The 15,017-nt window shown below is 73.4% G+C and carries 13 protein-coding genes and 1 pseudogene; 6 read left to right on the top strand and 8 right to left on the bottom strand.

Annotated features, from left to right (window positions below):
• Positions 1-240: 240 nt before the first annotated feature.
• Positions 241-942 (top strand): annotated as a pseudogene (locus tag ACF1ED_RS21085) (IS5 family transposase).
• Positions 943-1,016: 74 nt separating this feature from the next.
• On the opposite strand, the gene ACF1ED_RS21080 reads toward ACF1ED_RS21085, so the two are convergent.
• Positions 1,017-1,343, bottom strand: a complete 327-nt coding sequence (locus ACF1ED_RS21080; RefSeq protein ID WP_391762570.1) for a hypothetical protein — start codon at positions 1,341-1,343, stop codon at positions 1,017-1,019.
• Positions 1,344-2,259: 916 nt separating this feature from the next.
• Between ACF1ED_RS21080 and ACF1ED_RS21075 the strand changes: the two genes are divergently transcribed.
• Positions 2,260-2,466, top strand: a complete 207-nt coding sequence (locus tag ACF1ED_RS21075; RefSeq protein ID WP_391762568.1) for a hypothetical protein — start codon at positions 2,260-2,262, stop codon at positions 2,464-2,466.
• A gap of 262 nt (positions 2,467-2,728) precedes the next feature.
• Here ACF1ED_RS21075 and ACF1ED_RS21070 read toward each other — a convergent pair whose 3' ends face one another.
• Positions 2,729-3,334 carry a DUF308 domain-containing protein gene (locus ACF1ED_RS21070; RefSeq protein WP_391762566.1) on the bottom strand — a complete coding sequence of 202 codons (606 nt, stop codon included), beginning with the start codon at positions 3,332-3,334 and terminating at the stop codon, positions 2,729-2,731.
• A gap of 43 nt (positions 3,335-3,377) precedes the next feature.
• Entirely contained in the window at positions 3,378-4,997 is a 1,620-nt protein-coding gene (locus ACF1ED_RS21065) for a tannase/feruloyl esterase family alpha/beta hydrolase (protein ID WP_391762564.1), read from the bottom strand.
• 815 nt (positions 4,998-5,812) lie between these two features.
• Between ACF1ED_RS21065 and abc-f the strand changes: the two genes are divergently transcribed.
• The 3 genes from abc-f (at position 5,813) to ACF1ED_RS21050 (ending at position 9,820) form a co-directional block, all read left to right on the top strand.
• A complete protein-coding gene (gene abc-f / locus ACF1ED_RS21060) occupies positions 5,813-7,447 on the top strand; it encodes a ribosomal protection-like ABC-F family protein (RefSeq protein WP_391762562.1) in 1,635 nt (544 codons plus the stop codon).
• 77 nt (positions 7,448-7,524) lie between these two features.
• On the top strand, positions 7,525-9,183 hold the full coding sequence (locus ACF1ED_RS21055) for an ABC-F family ATP-binding cassette domain-containing protein (protein WP_391762560.1): 1,659 nt from the start codon (positions 7,525-7,527) through the stop codon (positions 9,181-9,183).
• A 76-nt stretch (positions 9,184-9,259) separates the two neighbouring features.
• Positions 9,260-9,820, top strand: a complete 561-nt coding sequence (locus ACF1ED_RS21050) for a CGNR zinc finger domain-containing protein (RefSeq protein ID WP_391762558.1) — start codon at positions 9,260-9,262, stop codon at positions 9,818-9,820.
• 72 nt (positions 9,821-9,892) lie between these two features.
• Here ACF1ED_RS21050 and ACF1ED_RS21045 read toward each other — a convergent pair whose 3' ends face one another.
• On the bottom strand, positions 9,893-10,528 hold the full coding sequence (locus ACF1ED_RS21045; protein ID WP_391762556.1) for a hypothetical protein: 636 nt from the start codon (positions 10,526-10,528) through the stop codon (positions 9,893-9,895).
• Positions 10,529-11,031: 503 nt separating this feature from the next.
• Between ACF1ED_RS21045 and ACF1ED_RS21040 the strand changes: the two genes are divergently transcribed.
• The gene (locus ACF1ED_RS21040; protein ID WP_391762554.1) at positions 11,032-11,589 is read left to right on the top strand and encodes a hypothetical protein; all 558 of its coding nucleotides are present in this window, start codon (positions 11,032-11,034) and stop codon (positions 11,587-11,589) included.
• 80 nt (positions 11,590-11,669) lie between these two features.
• Here the strand turns inward: ACF1ED_RS21040 and ACF1ED_RS21035 are convergent, their stop codons facing one another.
• The 4 genes from ACF1ED_RS21035 to ACF1ED_RS21020 form a co-directional block, all read right to left on the bottom strand.
• Positions 11,670-12,164, bottom strand: a complete 495-nt coding sequence (locus ACF1ED_RS21035) for a GPP34 family phosphoprotein (RefSeq protein WP_391762552.1) — start codon at positions 12,162-12,164, stop codon at positions 11,670-11,672.
• Positions 12,165-12,290: 126 nt separating this feature from the next.
• Positions 12,291-13,730 carry a dihydrolipoyl dehydrogenase family protein gene (locus ACF1ED_RS21030; protein WP_391762550.1) on the bottom strand — a complete coding sequence of 480 codons (1,440 nt, stop codon included), beginning with the start codon at positions 13,728-13,730 and terminating at the stop codon, positions 12,291-12,293.
• Between the two features lie 108 nt (positions 13,731-13,838).
• Positions 13,839-14,285 (bottom strand): VOC family protein, encoded by a 447-nt coding sequence (locus ACF1ED_RS21025; RefSeq protein WP_391762548.1) that lies wholly within the window; start codon positions 14,283-14,285, stop codon positions 13,839-13,841.
• 153 nt (positions 14,286-14,438) lie between these two features.
• The gene (locus ACF1ED_RS21020; protein ID WP_391762546.1) at positions 14,439-14,864 is read right to left on the bottom strand and encodes an Ohr family peroxiredoxin; all 426 of its coding nucleotides are present in this window, start codon (positions 14,862-14,864) and stop codon (positions 14,439-14,441) included.
• Between the last annotated feature and the right edge of the window lie 153 nt (positions 14,865-15,017).

Below are 15,017 nucleotides of genomic sequence, written 5' to 3'. Positions count from 1 at the left end.
CGCCGGCCTCCGGCCGCACCCGGGCCCTGAGCGCCCCGCTCACACCTAAGCACGCCCCCGTACTCCTGATCCACCAGAAACCCACGCCTGCTCGCGCTTCGACACGTACGCTCTCCAACGACGCGTCTGACGACATGTCATCGAGCCGACGTCCACGTCCGGCTCTCCCTCACGCCCCGAGCACGGAACCGACGTGAACGAGTTACACCCCGGCCGCAGACGTCTGCTGAAGATGCTCGACTGCTGCCGCCCCGACCGCCGAGGCGACACCGGTATCCGGGGCGTCTGCCGGCGGACGACCGTGCTGCTTTGCGGGGCATCACGTACGTGCTGTGCAAGAACGTGAGCTGGAGAGACGTACCCGCCGAACGGACCGGCTGCAGCGGGGTGACCGCTTGGCGGCGGCCACGGGACCGGACCGAGGCCGGCGTCTGGCCACGCCCGCACGAAGTCCTCCTGACCGAGCTGCGCAAGGCAGGCCTGCTCGACATGGACGACTGCGCGATCGACGGCTCGCACATCCGGGCCCTCAAGGGGGGCTCACACCGGACCTTCGCCGGTCGACCGCGCCCGGCCGGGCAGCAAGCACCACCTGATCGTCGACCGCCAGGGCACACCCCTCGCCGTGCCCCCGACCGGCGGAAACAGGCACGACGTCACGCAGCTGACGCCGCTGCTGGACTTGATCCCCCGCATCCGAGGACTTCGCGCGCGGCCTCGGCACCGGCCAGGCCGGCTGTTCGCCGACCGCGGCTACGACTACGGCAAGTACCGCCGCATCCTCCGAGTTCGCGGCATCGCACCGAAGATCGCCCGACGCGGCGTCCCACACGGTTCCGGACTGGGCAGGACACGCTGGGTCGTCGAGCGGACCTCCACCTCGGACTGCTCCAACTCGCCTGCAGCATCATCTGCTTGCGTCGCCTACGAACCTCGTTCTGAAAGATCAGTAAGGGGCGACACGCCGGAGTCGGTGGCAGGGCAGCGAGTAGGCTCCTCGCCTTCGGACGCTGAACTCAGGTGAGGTCGAAGGTGACGCTCCCAGAGCCGTCCCAGCCTGGTGCCTCCGTGAGCGTGAGGGTTCCATCCTCTGCCTCGCCGACTCGCACCATGATGGCGCCGCGATCCTCGCCGGGAAACGCAAGGGAGAAGTGGGGATCCATCTCCATGAGGAAGTCCCAGCCCTCGCGCTGGGTCGTGTCCAGGACGTTGACATGCCGACCGGCTGCCCGCCACTTGCCGACCGCGTCGACAGTGACGGTGATGTCGATGTCGTACATCTCAAGGCAAGTCGAGTGATTGGCCCACCATTCGAGGCGGCCCTGACCCACGAATCGATCCATGAGCACACTATGCACGGCGCGTAGGCCGAACGGGCGAGCCTGTACGGCCACCGGTCGTCGTGGGTCAGGCCGCGAGACAAAGCTGCATGGGGCAGCCCGGGCAGGTCCTTGCCGACTCCGGACCTCACTCCGAAACCATCAGTGAGCGACGAGGTGTGGCAGCACGCGGAGCTGTCGTTGCGCGAGTGGAAGCCGTCCCCCGCCCACGCCAGGCTGCTGGAGCAGCACGGCTTCACGGTCCGGTGGGGCCCGGCCGGCCTCCCGGCCGCGTTCGTCGCCACGTACGGCACGCACGGCACGTACGGCCCCGTCATGGGCCTCGACGCCCAGTACGACGCCCTCCCCGGTCTGTCGCAGAAGAAGGGCATGGCCGTCCACGATCCCCTCGTGCACCACTACGACGCCTACGGACCCACCTGCGGCACCGGCCACGGCGACGCGCACAACTGCCTCGGCGCGGGCGAGGAACAGCTCGTCGGCAAGGCCTACGCGGTGAAGGAAGGCGTGTACGACGGCGTCGACGCCTTTCTCGGCGCCTCCGGGCACGGCGGCGGCGCGCCCGACGTGACCCCCGACATGTGCTCCATCTGGTTCTTCGTCCGCGGAGGCAGCCCGGCCCGCGCCAAAGTCCTCTGCGACAAGATCGTGGGGTGCGCCGAGGTGGGCATGCCGACCGGCCTCACCCGCCGACGGCCTGCACCGGCGGCCTGGCGGCCTACACCGCCGGCATCAGCCGGCAGGCTCCCACCGCCGTGCTGCTCTCCGCGGCCTGCCCGCCCCCGGCATCCCGAACCACACCAGGGGCGCCACCGCGACGGCGGGCACCCACGTCGGCCACCAGGCGACGCCGTCCGCCGCGCGCTGCCTGGCGGCGGGCGCGATCTGCCTGATCGAGCAGGCGGAACCGCTGGACGCGATGAAGCAGGAGTTCAAGGACCGTACCGAGGGCGTCGCGTGGGCCTCGATGATCCCGGACGGCACCCAGCCCCCGCTGTACGGGCCTCCGGCCTCGTTGCCGGCCGCCGCCGGGCGTGACCTGGCCGGTCCCCCGGTGGCGGCCCGCGAGCGGCTCGGCACCACCGGCCCCGGCCTCACCGGCCCCGGCCTCGCCCCGGTGACCTGACGGCCCCGGCGCCCCACCCGCTCCCCCGCCCGCGGTGTCACGTCCCCCGTCCACGGCGGGCGGGAGTTCTTCCGTCGCGGCGCGGGCGGTGTCACCGTGACGACAGACCGGCGGGCCGGCCTGCGGCACCTGCCGCGCGGACCGTTCCCCAGGTGCCGGCGGTACCGCGCGCTCCGCCCCCGCCGGATGTCGTCCGGCGGGGGCGGGACCGGCCTGCGGCGTCCTTCGTCGGGGGCCGGGGCGCGGCGTGGTGCGGTGCGGGTCAGGCGGGCCGGGTGCGCGCCTGGCGGGACTTCCGGCCCAGCAGCAGGGCCTGGAGGATGAACCAGACTCCGCCGCCGGTGGCGTACACCGAGAGCACGTCGAGCGAGGGATCGGCGCCCGCGGCCTGGATGTTGTAGAAAACGCCGACGACGAAGGACAGTCCGCCCGAGATGAGGGTCGGCCACTGCCCGCCCAGTTCGGGGCCGCGCCGCCGCACTCCGACGATCACCTGGGCCGCCCCGGAGACGACGGCCCAGGCACCGAACACGTGGAGCACGGGCGCCTCGCCCCCCGCCCCCGCGAGGCCGATCGCGACGGCGGCCAGCGTGCTCAGTACGCCGTTGAAGGCGGTGACCCGGCGCTCGGGGCCGTCGGGGACGGCGCAGTGGTCGATCAGCGAGGACACCGCGTCGATCAGCGGGTAGGCGACCAGCAGCGTGATCGCCACGGCGTCGACGTCCTCGTGGGCTCCGGCGAACGCGAGGGCCCACGCCACGGCGAGGACGCCACGGCCCAGGTACAGCCTCAGCAGGGAGGAGCGTTCACCGGCCGCCGCCGAGGTCGGGGCGGTCGGGGTCGGGGCGGTCGGGGTCTGCGTGCTCATGAGGGGTCCGGCCTTTCTCGGTTCGGCGGATCAGGCCGCGGGTTCAGTACCGGGACGGGGAGACGCAGCGGAAGCTGGTCGCCTCGGCGAGGTCGCCGTAGCCCTTGTAGTGGGACACCTGGGGGTAGCGGCACAGGTTGCGCTCGACCTGCTCGCCGTCGGCGTTCACCAGCGTGGCGGGCAGTGTCCTGGGCGCCTTGCCCCGCTCGACCCAGGCGGTGAGGGCGGCGAGGCCGTCGGTGGAGCCGTCCTGGCCGTTCAGGCCGCAGTGGTCGGTGCCCGGGGCGAGGAACAGGCGGTAGAAGTCGTCGACGTTCCCGGCGCCGCCCGTCTTCCGCTCGACCTGCTGGCGGTACTTCACGGTGCCCTGGGTGGGGATGAACTGGTCGGCGCCGCCGTGCCAGGTCAGCAGCTTGCCGCCGGAGTCGCGGAAGGCGGACAGGTCGGCGTCGTCGGTGCCGATGATCTCGTCGTACTCGGCCCGGGACTGCCGGAACAGCTCGGTGAACCGGCTGTACGTGACGGTCGAGAGGTCGAAGGACGGGTCCTTCTTCACCCAGTGGGTGAGCCAGTAGGCGGGCACCGGGAAGGGCGCGCCCTTGACGGTGCCGTCGGTGTCGACGACGGTGCCGGCCAGGCCCTTCAGGTCCGCGCCGACGGGGACGCCGGGCCACAGCTTCTTGCCGGTCGTGGTGCGCGGGCCGTCCCAGATCTTGCGGACGACGGCCGCGTCGGCGGCGGAGATGGTCAGCTCCTCGCCCTCGCACACGACCTTCGTGCCGATCAGCCGGCGCGGGTCGAAGTCGCAGCGGGAGGCGTCGTTGACCAGCCCGTCCCGGGCCCCGTCGAGCTTGTCGCACGCCTTGACGGCGGCGTCGGTGAAGGCGTCCAGCTCACAGCCGGTCGGGTAGGTCTTCTCGTTGTTCATGACGACCTGCGGCCACAGGGTGGCGACCTCGTACTCGTCCCAGCTGATGGCCGGCGCGTCGGCGAGGATGCCGTCGTAGTCGTCCGGGTAGCGCTGCGCCTCCATGTAGCCCTGGCGGCCGCCGGTGGAGCAGCCGGTGAAGTAGGCGTACGAGGCGCGCTTGCCGTAGACCGAGGCGACGACGGCCTTGCCGACGACGGCGGCCTCGTGCTGGGAGCGGGAGGCGAAGTTCTCCAGCGGCGCCTTGTCGACCCCGCCGTCGCCGTCCAGCGCCCAGCTCACGTCGAGGACGTCTCCGACTCCGGCGTCCGTCGTGGTGGCGGCGTAGCCGTTCTTCACGGCGGTGCCGAGCCCGACGCCGTTGTCCCCGGCGAGGTAGGCGCTGCCGCCGAGTGCCTGGAAGCGCCCGTTCCAGCCCTGCTCGGGCAGCCAGGTCCTGATCTTGGCGTGGTCGCCGTCGCCCGGGTGGGTGAGGGTGACGGTCACCTCGCAGAAGGCCGGCACGCCGCTGACCTCGCCGCCGAGGAGACCGGAGCCCTTGATGGTGCCGCCCGCCTGTCGGACCGCCGTCACGGACTCCACCTCGGTGCCGGCCGGGGCCTTCACCGGCACGGTCCGGCAGTCGAGGGGCGTGGAGGCGGTGGAGGTCTCGGTCTCCGCCGAGGCGGTCGGGAGGTACACGGCCGCGGCGAGCGGCACACCGGCCGCGACAGCAACCAGAAGTCGTCGTCTCATTGAAAGTCCGTCCAGGAGGTAGGAGTGCACTTGGTCGCGTCGCGACACGTGTGAACGAAAGGCGAGGAGGCGAGGAGGCGTGGACCGGAGCTCGAAGCTCGAAGTCGGAACTTCGAACTCTGAACTCCGAACTCGAAGCTCGAAACTCCGAACTCGGAGCTCGGGCTCGGAAATGGAGCCCAAAAGATCGGAACTCGCGGTGCGCCGAAGACTGATCGGAACCTTATCACCGGTTAGACCGGTGACGAAAGAGGGAGGTGGACCCATCCGGTCACCCCTCCGGTTCCACCCGCCACGGCGACGGGCAAGCCCAGCCTGGCGCCTCGCCGAGCGCGGGAGAACAGTCAGTTGACGGTCGGCTCCAGGCGCGCACGGCACCCGTCATGCGTGAAACGTGTTAAGCCGTGCGCCGGGTTCGGGCCCCGCTCGCGGTCCACGGCCACAGGGCACCGGCGTCCACCACCGGTCCGACGGGCGACTCCCCTGACACGTACGACACGTATCCCGTCGCCCGCAACGGGCCGGACGCCCGCACACCCGCTCCACACTTCTTCGTGGTTCCCGGCACGGCCCGCCCGTGTTCCGCCCGCCCGGCTCCGCCGGGCTGGTACGGTGAAAGGGAGACAGGTTGTCGATCGAGGAGTCACAGACGTGGTGGGTGAAGACGACATCTCCGGGTGAGATCCGGATCTGACGGCCACCGGCCGGCGCTCGGAAGCGCTGCCGCCGAAGTGGTCCGTTTCGTCGTACCCCTTTTCCACCGTCTTCCCAGGGCAGGGGCCCAAGCTCTGCCCTCAGCTCCTTCGAGGTCTCTCATGTCCGACGCAGCCATCGTCTGTTCGAACCTCTCCTTCGTCTGGCCCGACGACACCCCGGTCTTCCACGACCTGTCCTTCAGCGTCACCCCCGGCCGCACCGGCCTGGTCGCGCCCAACGGCTCCGGCAAGTCCACCCTGCTCAGGCTGATCGCCGGCGAACTCAAGCCCACCACTGGATCCGTGCACGTCAGCGGCGTCCTCGGCTACCTCCCGCAGAGCCTGCCCCTGACCGGGGACCTCACCGTCGCCGAGGTCCTCGGCATCGCCGAGGTGATCCGCGCCCTGGACGCCGTCGAGTCCGGCGACGTCGACGAGAAGCACTTCACCACCATCGGCGACGACTGGGACGTCGAGGAGCGCACCCGCGCCCAGCTCGACCGGCTGGGCCTGGCCGACCTCACCCTGGACCGCAGCCTGGGCACCCTCAGCGGCGGCCAGGTCGTCTCCCTCGGCCTCGCCGCCCAGCTGCTCAAGCGCCCCGACGTCCTCCTCCTCGACGAGCCCACCAACAACCTCGACGCGCAGGCCCGCCACCACCTCTACGACGCCCTGTCGGACTTCAACGGCTGCCTGCTCCTCGTCAGCCACGACCGCGCGCTGCTCGACCGCATGGAACGCATCGCCGAACTCGGCAGCGACGAACTCCGCCTCTACGGCGGCGACTTCACCGCGTACGAAGAGGCCGTCCGCGCCGAGAAGGAGATCGCCGAGAAGAACGTCCGCAACGCCGAACAGGAACTCAAGCGCGAGAAGCGCGAGGCCCAGCAGGCCCGCGAGCGCGCCGACCGCAGGGCCAGCAACGCCTCGAAGAACCTCAAGAACGCCGGCCTGCCGCGCATCTTCGCCGGCAACATGAAGCGGGGCGCGCAGGAGGCGGCGGGCAAGTCGAACACGATGCACGCCGCCCGGGTCGGCGAGGCCAAGGCCCGCCTGGACGAGGCGGGGCGCGCGCTGCGCGAGGAGGCGCGCCTCACCCTGGAACTGCCGGACACCCACGTGCCCGCCGGCCGCAACCTGTTCACCGGCGAGCGGATGCGGGTCCGGCTCGGTGACGCGGACGTGTTCGCCGCGGGCGGCGTCGACCTGTCGGTCCGCGGCCCGGAGCGCATCGCGCTGACCGGCCCCAACGGCGCCGGGAAGACCACCCTCCTGCGGCTGATCACCGGTGACCTCGCCCCGGACGGCGGGGAGATCAAGCGGAACGACGGCCGCGTCGCCTATCTCTCCCAGCGTCTCGACCTGCTGGACCTGAACCTCACCGTCGCGGAGAACTTCGCCGCGTTCGCCCCCGAACGGCCCGAGGCGGAGCGCATGAACCTCCTCGCCCGCTTCCTCTTCCGAGGGCCCCGCGCCCACCTCCCGGTCGGCGTCCTCTCCGGCGGCGAGCGGCTGCGCGCCACCCTGGCCTGCGTGCTGTGCGCCGAACCGGCCCCGCACCTCCTGCTGCTCGACGAGCCCACGAACAACCTCGACCTCGTCAGCGCGGGCCAGCTGGAGAGCGCCCTCAACTCCTACCAGGGCGCCTTCATCGTCATCAGCCACGACGAGCGGTTCCTCGCCGAGATCGGGATCGACCGCTGGCTGCGGCTGGCCGACGGGGTGCTGAAGGAGACGGGAGCCCCGGCGGTGTGAGCCGCCGGCGTGCGACCTGGCCCGCCCGAGGCTCCGCGCCCGGCGGGCCGACCACCGACCACCCCGGACGGACTCCCGTGCCCCCACCCGCCCTGCTCGCCCACGACCTCGTCCGCAGCCTCGGCGGCCGACGCGTCCTCGACGGCGTCTCCCTGACCGCCTCCCCGGGCCACCGGATCGGCCTGATCGGGGAGAACGGCGTCGGCAAGTCCACCCTCCTGCGGGTGCTCGCCGGCGTCGACGAACCCGACGCGGGAAGCGTCACCCGCCCGGCGGACCTCGGCCTCCTCCACCAGGAGATGCCGTTCGACGCCGCCTCGACCCTCGCCGCCGTGCTCGACGAGGCACTCCGCGAAGCCCGCGAGGACCTCGCGGAGCTGGACCGGCTCGGCGGGGAACTCGCCCGGGCCCCGGAGGACGACCCCGGCCACCGGGAACTCCTCGACGCCTACGGCAGGCGGCTGGAGCGGACCCAGGACCGGGAGTCCTGGGACGCCGACCGCCGCGCCGCCCTGGTGCTGGACGGCCTCGGTCTCGGCGCGGTGGCGCACGACCGCCCGCTCGGGTCCCTCTCCGGCGGGCAGCGCGGCCGGCTCGCCCTGGCCGCGCTGCTCGTCCGGCGCCCCTCCGCCCTGCTCCTCGACGAACCCACCAACCACCTCGACGACGGGGCCGCCGCGTTCCTGGAGGAGCAGGTCCGCTCGCTGCCCGGCGCCGTGGTGGTCGCCAGCCACGACCGGGCGTTCCTCGACGCCGTCTGCACCGACCTGGTCGACCTCGACCCGGCGGTGGACGGCCCGGTCCGCTACGGCGGGAACTACAGCGCCTACCTGTCCGGGAAGCGCGCCGAACGGGAGCGCTGGGAACGGCGGTACGCCGAGGAGCAGGAGGAACTGGAGGAACTGCGGCGGTCGGCGGGCGTGACCGCGCACCGGCTCGCACCGGACCGGGGCCGCGTCGACAACGAGAAGATGGGCTACGGCCACCGGGCGGGCCGGGTGCAGAGCCAGATCTCCCGCCGGGTGCGCAACGCCACCCGGCGCCTCGAAGAACTGGAGCGGGCCCAGGTGCCCGAGCCGCCGCGCCCCCTGCGGTTCGCCGGCGGTGACCTGGCGGCCGGGTCGGAGGAGGGCCCGCGGCCGCTGGTGGCCCTGCGCGACGTACGGGTCCCGGGCCGGCTGGCACTGGACGGCCTGGAGGTGGCGGCGGCCGACCGGCTGCTGGTCACGGGAGGCAACGGGGCGGGCAAGTCGACGCTGCTCGGCGTGCTCGCCGACCGTCTCCCGGCTGGGGGCGAGGTGCGCCGGCGGCGCGGGCTGACGGTGGGGCTGCTCACCCAGGACACCGTGTTCGACCGCCCCGAACGCACCGTGCGCGACACCTACGAGCTGTCGGTGGGCGCGGCGAGGGCCGAGCGGGTGCCGCTGGCCTCCCTCGGACTGCTCCACGAGGCGGACCTGGGCAGGCCGGTCGGGCACCTGTCGGTGGGGCAGCGGCGCCGGCTGGCACTGGCGCTGCTCGTGGCCCGCCCGCCCCAGCTCCTGCTGCTCGACGAGCCGACCAACCATCTCTCGCCCCGCCTGTGCGACGAACTGGAGGAGGCGCTGGGCACCGGTTCGGGCGCGATCGTGGTGGCCAGCCACGACCGGTGGCTGCGCCGCGGCTGGCAGGGCCGCGAGCTCCGGCTGGAGCCGGTCCGCGCCCCCCGGCAGGAGGAGGCACCGGCCCGGTCCTGACGCCCGTGCGCCCCGGGAGGCACGGGCCCCGGCCCGTCCCTTGCGCCCCGAGGGAGTCACCTGTCAAGATGGTGACGTGAATCTTGACCATGCCTTCGTCTGTGGACACCCGGCGCTCGACTTCGCGGCCACCCTCCGGGCCCGGCGGTCGACCCGGTTCGAGATGTTCGTGACCCCGGAGCGGCTGAACGCCTGGTACCTGGAGTCCGGACTCGTGGACGCCATCACCCCCGGCGACGAGAAGGACGTCCGGGAGGCGATCACGGTACGCGAGGCCCTCTACCGGCTGATCACCGACCGCCGCCTCGGCGAGGACTACGACCGCGAGGCGCTCGCCCTGCTCAACGGAGCGGCGCGCAGGATCCCCGTGACGCCGCAGCTCACCGTGACGGGCCGGCACACCGAGGCCACTCCCGAGCAGGCGCTGGCGACCGTCGCCCGGCAGGCCGTCGAGCTGCTCAGCGGCCCGGACGTGCCCCTGCTGAAGGAGTGCGGCAACCCCGAGTGCACCCGCGTCTACATCGACCGGTCCCGCGGCATGCGGCGCCAGTGGTGCGGCATGGAGTCCTGCGGCAACAAGCACAAGGCCGCCGCCTACCGCGCCCGCAAGAAGACCACGGCGGGCGCGGGCGCGTGACGACGGCCTGACCCCGGATGCGCCGTCCCGGTCCCGCCGCCCGAGTGCCGGCGGCGGACGGTCCGGAGGCGTTCAGGGGCACGGGGCCCAGGGGCCGCGGTGGGCGGAGGCGTCGCCCGAGCTGAGGACGGTGACGATGTCCTCGCAGAAGCGCCGGTACTCCCGCTCCCGCTCGGCGGGCAGGGTCACGGGCCCGTCGGCCGCCGGGAGCGCGACGTGCCGCAGCGCGGCGAGGAGTCTTCGCGGCGGCGGCAGCAACAGCACCTGCAGGACGCGGCGGAAGACGTCGGCCGGCCCCCGGTCCCGGTCCGGCTGCCCGGCGCCCGGCCGGGCCGCTGCCCGGCCCGGCGTCGCGGGCAGCGCGCGGTCGCGCGCTGCGAACAGGTCGAGGCAGGCCGTCAGATGCGCCAGTTCGACCGCCGTCACCTCGATCGGGTACAGGCTCGTGAGCCGCTCGCCCCGCGTGCCGTACAGCACGTACCCGGCGGGCCCGCCGGACGCGGGGCCGGTCCTGCCCGTGTGCCGTTCCTGCCACAGGGGCAGTTTCAGCAGGACCTGCACCCAGCTGTCGTAGGCGTCCGAGATGATCCGTCCGTCGTCGGTTTCCAGCCCGGCGGCGTGGAGCCGGTGGAGATGACGGAGAAGCGGTTCCTCAAGGCTCTGGAACTTCGCGGAGAACACGGGATCGTCGGGGACCAACGCGTACACCGGACTCCTCCCCTCACCAGTACGGCGGCTCGTGGCGGCGAGTCGTCCGGTCGGCCGCGGGTTCCTCCCCGCCCGCCCGACGCTCTCAGCATCCCGGCACACATGTCGCCTGTCAAAGCCCTGTCGGGCGGTTTGCAGACACATGGCGGCCGGCCCGGCAGGCCAGGCCGGCCCGTGGCACACCACGCGTGCGATGAGTTGACATACATGTGGCATATGGCGGCCCTGTCCGCCGGGGCCCCGGGCGGGCGGGGGCCCGGCGACCGCGACGCGCCCTGGCTCCCGGGCGCACGGTGGGGCCGCGTCCCCGACCGGGCGGCACAGGTCGCACGCCCCGCACGGACGAACGAATGCCGCCATCGGCTGCGTGCGCGGGCACACCGGCGCTTATCGTGAAAGGTGAACATGCCCGGCGTACCGTCCGGCGTCGACACTTATCTGCACAGGGGGCTCACCGTGAGTACCATGCGCAGCGACATCCATATCGAGGGAGTGAAACGGTTGTGACAGACGAGTCGACCGGCACGCTCCGGTCGCGGCTGGTGGACCAAGCCGCGTCGGACCTGGAGGAGAACCGCCGCCGTCAGCAGGAACTGACGGAGCGGATCGCGGTGCTGCGGCAGGAGGAAGCCCTCCTGACGGGCATTCTGGACCTCGCCCAGCGGTACGAGGGCTTCGCGGACCCGTCCCGGCTGCCCGAGCAGCTGCAGGACGAGCCCGTCCTCCCGAAGGCGAAGCGCGCGTCCGCCGGTACGGCGGCGCGACGCGCGGGGACGGCCCGGACCGCTCCGGCGGGCGCCTCGTCGAAGGCGGGCGCGAAGGGGAAGTCGCGCCGGATCCTGCTCGGTGACCTCCTGCTGGAACTGCTCGGCCGGCACGACGGGCCCCGGCCCGCGAAGGAGCTGCGGGACGAGCTGATGGCGAAGCACCCGGACCGCGACCCGACCCCGCAGGTGGTGCGCAACACCCTTGAGTCGCTGGTCGCCAAGGGCCGGGTCCGGCGCCACAAGGAGCAGCGTTCCGTGATGTACACCGTGATCGGCGGTCGCTCGGAGGGCTGACGCCTCCCTCGTCCCTTCCTCCGTCGCGATACGTGTGAGCGCTGTGCCCGCGTGGCGGGCCCGGCGCCGTGGGGCGGCGGTCAGCCGCGCCACGTGTTGTCGAACGCGTCGGTCTCGACGCTCCGGCGCAGTCGTACGGCCTCCGGCTCCGTCACCGCCTCCCCCACCGCCGCCGGCACCGTGGCGACGGCGTCGTCCCCGTCCGGCCCGTACCCGTCCGGGCCGTACCCGTCCGGGCCGTTCCCCCCGCCGGTGTCCGGCGGGAGGCCGCCGATCGCCAGGACGGCCGCCAGGGTCATGAGGACCGGGTCACCGGAGGCGAGGCGCTCCCGGGCACGGAAGTACTCCGGCGGGTCGGCCGGCGCGGTCGGTACGGACCGCGGCAGCGGCCCGTACCCGCGCGGGCGGGCGGTGGGGCCGGCCCGTTGCAGTTCCAGGGCGTAGGCGGCGGCGAGCTCCTCGCCCCGGCGCCACAGCCAGTCCCGGACCGTCTCCCCGGGCCCTCCGGCGACGGCGGAGGCGAGTGCCCGGGCGAGCAGGCGGTCGCCGGGGGCCGTCCGGCGGCCGGTCGCCATCCAGGGTCAGTGCCCCGGTGGCCAGCAGGTCGGCGGCCCCGGCCAGCGCGAGGGAGAGGCCGTCCCGCTCCACGGCCCGGCCGGCGGGCAGGCCCGGGGCGATGAGCGCGAGATCGCGTGCCGTGGTCACGAGTCCCTCCGGGTCTCCAGCAGGCGCAGCCACACCTCGCTGATCGTGGGGAAGGCGGGCACCGCGTGCCAGAGGCGTTCGACGGGCACCTCTCCGGTGATGGCGACGGTCGTCGAGTACAGCAGTTCGGCGACGCCCGGCCCGGCGAAGGTGGCTCCGACGACGACCTGCCGGTCGCGGTCGATCAGGACGCGGGCCCTGCCCCGGTAGTCGGGACGGTACTGGACGGCGCCCGCGAGCCGGCCGAGCTCGTAGTCGACGACCTCGACGTCCCGGCCGGTGCGCTCGGCCTCCGCGGTGGTCAGGCCCACGGTGGCGATCTCGGGGTCGGTGAACACCACACCGGGTACGGCCTCGGTGTCGGCGGTACTGCTGTACGGCGTCCAGCGTCCCGGGTCGGGCCGCTCGCCGCGCGCCCGGGCGGCGATGACGGAACCGGCGATGCGGGCCTGGTACTTGCCCTGGTGGGTGAAGAGGGCGCGGCGGTTGACGTCGCCGACGGCGTACAGCCACTCCCCGGGGGCCCCGGTGACCGTCAGGCTGTCGTCGGTCGCGAGCCACTCCCCCGGAACCAGCCCCAGGGCGTCCAGCCCGAGGTCCTCGGTGCGCGGGGCGCGGCCGGTGGCGAAGAGGACCTCGTCGGCGACGACGCCGGTGCCGTCCGACAGGGTGAGGCGGGCCGCTCCGTCGGGTACGCGCTCCGCCGCCACGACCGAGACGCCGAAGCGTACGTCGGCACCCGCTTCCCCCAGCCGTTCGGTGACCAGCTCCCCCGCGAAGGGCTCCATGCGGGGCAGCAGGCCCTCCCCAGGGGCGAGCAGCACCACCCGGCTGCCCAGCGCCTGCCAGGCGGTGGCCATCTCGACGCCCACCACGCCCGCGCCGACGACCGCCAGGCGGCCGGGCGGCTTCCGGGCGCTGGTCGCCTCCCGGCTGGTCCAGGGCCTGAGCTCCGCGATGCCGGGCAGCGGGGGCAGGGCCGCGCGGCTGCCGGTGCACACCGCGACGGCGTGCCGGGCCCGCAGGCGTACCGTGTCGCCGTCCGGGGTCCGCACCGACACCTCGCGCTCCCCCGCGAGACGGCCGTGGCCGCGCAGCAGGTCGATGCCGGCCGACGCGACCCACGCGACCTGGTCGTCGTCCTGCCAGCCGGCCGACATGCGGTCGCGGTGGGCGAGGACGGCGTCGACGTCCAGCGGGTTCCCGACGGCGGGGTCGATGCCCGGGACCCGCAGGGCGTCGGCGCGGAGCAGCGCCGGGCGCAGCAGGGCCTTGCTGGGTTCGCACGCCCAGTACGAGCACTCTCCGCCCACCAGTTCGCTCTCCACGATGACGGTGCTCAGGCCGGCGGCGGCGGTGCGGTCCGCCACGTTCTCGCCGACGGGTCCGGCGCCGATCACGATGACGTCGTACGTGCGGGTGTCCTCGGTCGTCACGGGTCTCCTCCAGGGGGTGGGAAGGGGCCGGCGGGCGGGTGGCGGCGCCCGCCGGAAGGGGCGGTCCCGGCGCGGCGGGGCCGGACGGTGCCGCGCCGGGACCGGGTCTCAGCGGCCGGGGGCGCGCTCGGTGACCTCCTGGAGGAACCACTCGTTGCCGTCGGGGTCGGTGAACGCGGCGAAGGTGCCGTAGCTGGCCCGCTCGGGGTGGGGGCCGGGAACCCGGTGGGAGCCCCCGGCGTGGCGGAAGGCGCCGGTCTCGTCGCGGAACGGCCCGGAGACCGCCAGGCCGCGGGACTCCAGCTCCTTCCGCGCCTCGACGACGTCGGTGACGGTCAGCTGCAGGCCGTGGAGCGTGCCCGGCTCCTGCAGGGTGACGCCCTCCCCGAAGATGACCGAGCACTCGGAGCCCGGCGGGGTGACCTGCACGATCCGGTAACCGTCGTGGATCGGGAAGTCCGCGTCGAGACGCCACCCGAGGCGTCCGGCGTAGAAGTCCTTGGCGCGGTCCACGTCGGACACCGGCAGAACGACGACTTCGAGCTTCATGTCCATGGTTGTGCTCCTGCTGGTCGGTGGTCCGGGTTCGGACCGTGATGTGGATGCCGGCTTCCGGGGGCGGACACGGCAGTGCGGCGCGGACACCGGACGGACCACGTCGCCCGCGGGGGGGTGTGGAGAGCACGGGGCCCGCGGTCTGTGGGGCCGTCAGGCGGCGTCGGCCACGATGACGACGGGGACGTTGTCGCGCGTGGCCTTGGAGTAGGGGCAGATCTGGTGGGCGGCGTCGGCCAGTTCCTGTGCGGTGGTCCGGTCGACGCCGCCGAGGACGGGACGCAGGACGGCCGAGAGGGAGAACTGGTCGTCGTCGCCGTGCGTGAGGGTGATCTCGGCGGTGATGGTGGTGCTGGTCAGCCGGACCTTGCGCAGGGACGCGGCGCGGCGCAGCGCGCCGAGGAAGCAGGCGGCCCAGCCGGCGGCCAGGAGCTGTTCGGGATTGGTCGCGGCGCCGGAACCGCCCAGCTCCTCGGGCAGGGCGAGGCTGGTCTCCAGCAGGCCGTCGGAGGAGCGGACACGGCCGCCGTTGCGGCCCTCCCCGTCGACGTCGACAACGGCGGTGTAGGTGACTGCCATGGCGGGTGCTCCCCATCGGGGTCGAAGGATCGTGGAACGCCTTCCCACCGGGACCTGTCGTCACCGGTTGAGGCGGTGACGCAAGCATGGCAGCCTCACGCGTCACCCGTCAAGACGGTGACGCACGTGTGCCGGGCTGCTCGTCGGCACACG

Source organism: Streptomyces sp. NPDC014656, assembly GCF_043084305.1.
GTDB lineage: Bacteria > Actinomycetota > Actinomycetes > Streptomycetales > Streptomycetaceae > Streptomyces.
The sequence above is the reverse complement of the archived record's forward strand: the minus strand, read 5'-3'. Positions and strand labels throughout refer to the sequence as shown.

Bases quoted from the DNA above. Each gene is read 5' to 3' on its own strand.
- ACF1ED_RS21080 (WP_391762570.1), bottom strand. From the start codon at position 1,343: ATGGATCGATTCGTGGGTCAGGGCCGCCTCGAATGGTGGGCCAATCAC.
- ACF1ED_RS21075 (WP_391762568.1), top strand. From the start codon at position 2,260: ATGAAGCAGGAGTTCAAGGACCGTACCGAGGGCGTCGCGTGGGCCTCG.
- ACF1ED_RS21070 (WP_391762566.1), bottom strand. From the start codon at position 3,334: ATGAGCACGCAGACCCCGACCGCCCCGACCCCGACCGCCCCGACCTCG.
- ACF1ED_RS21065 (WP_391762564.1), bottom strand. From the start codon at position 4,997: ATGAGACGACGACTTCTGGTTGCTGTCGCGGCCGGTGTGCCGCTCGCC.
- abc-f (WP_391762562.1), top strand. From the start codon at position 5,813: ATGTCCGACGCAGCCATCGTCTGTTCGAACCTCTCCTTCGTCTGGCCC.
- ACF1ED_RS21035 (WP_391762552.1), bottom strand. From the start codon at position 12,164: ATGGCGACCGGCCGCCGGACGGCCCCCGGCGACCGCCTGCTCGCCCGG.
- ACF1ED_RS21025 (WP_391762548.1), bottom strand. From the start codon at position 14,285: ATGGACATGAAGCTCGAAGTCGTCGTTCTGCCGGTGTCCGACGTGGAC.
- ACF1ED_RS21020 (WP_391762546.1), bottom strand. From the start codon at position 14,864: ATGGCAGTCACCTACACCGCCGTTGTCGACGTCGACGGGGAGGGCCGC.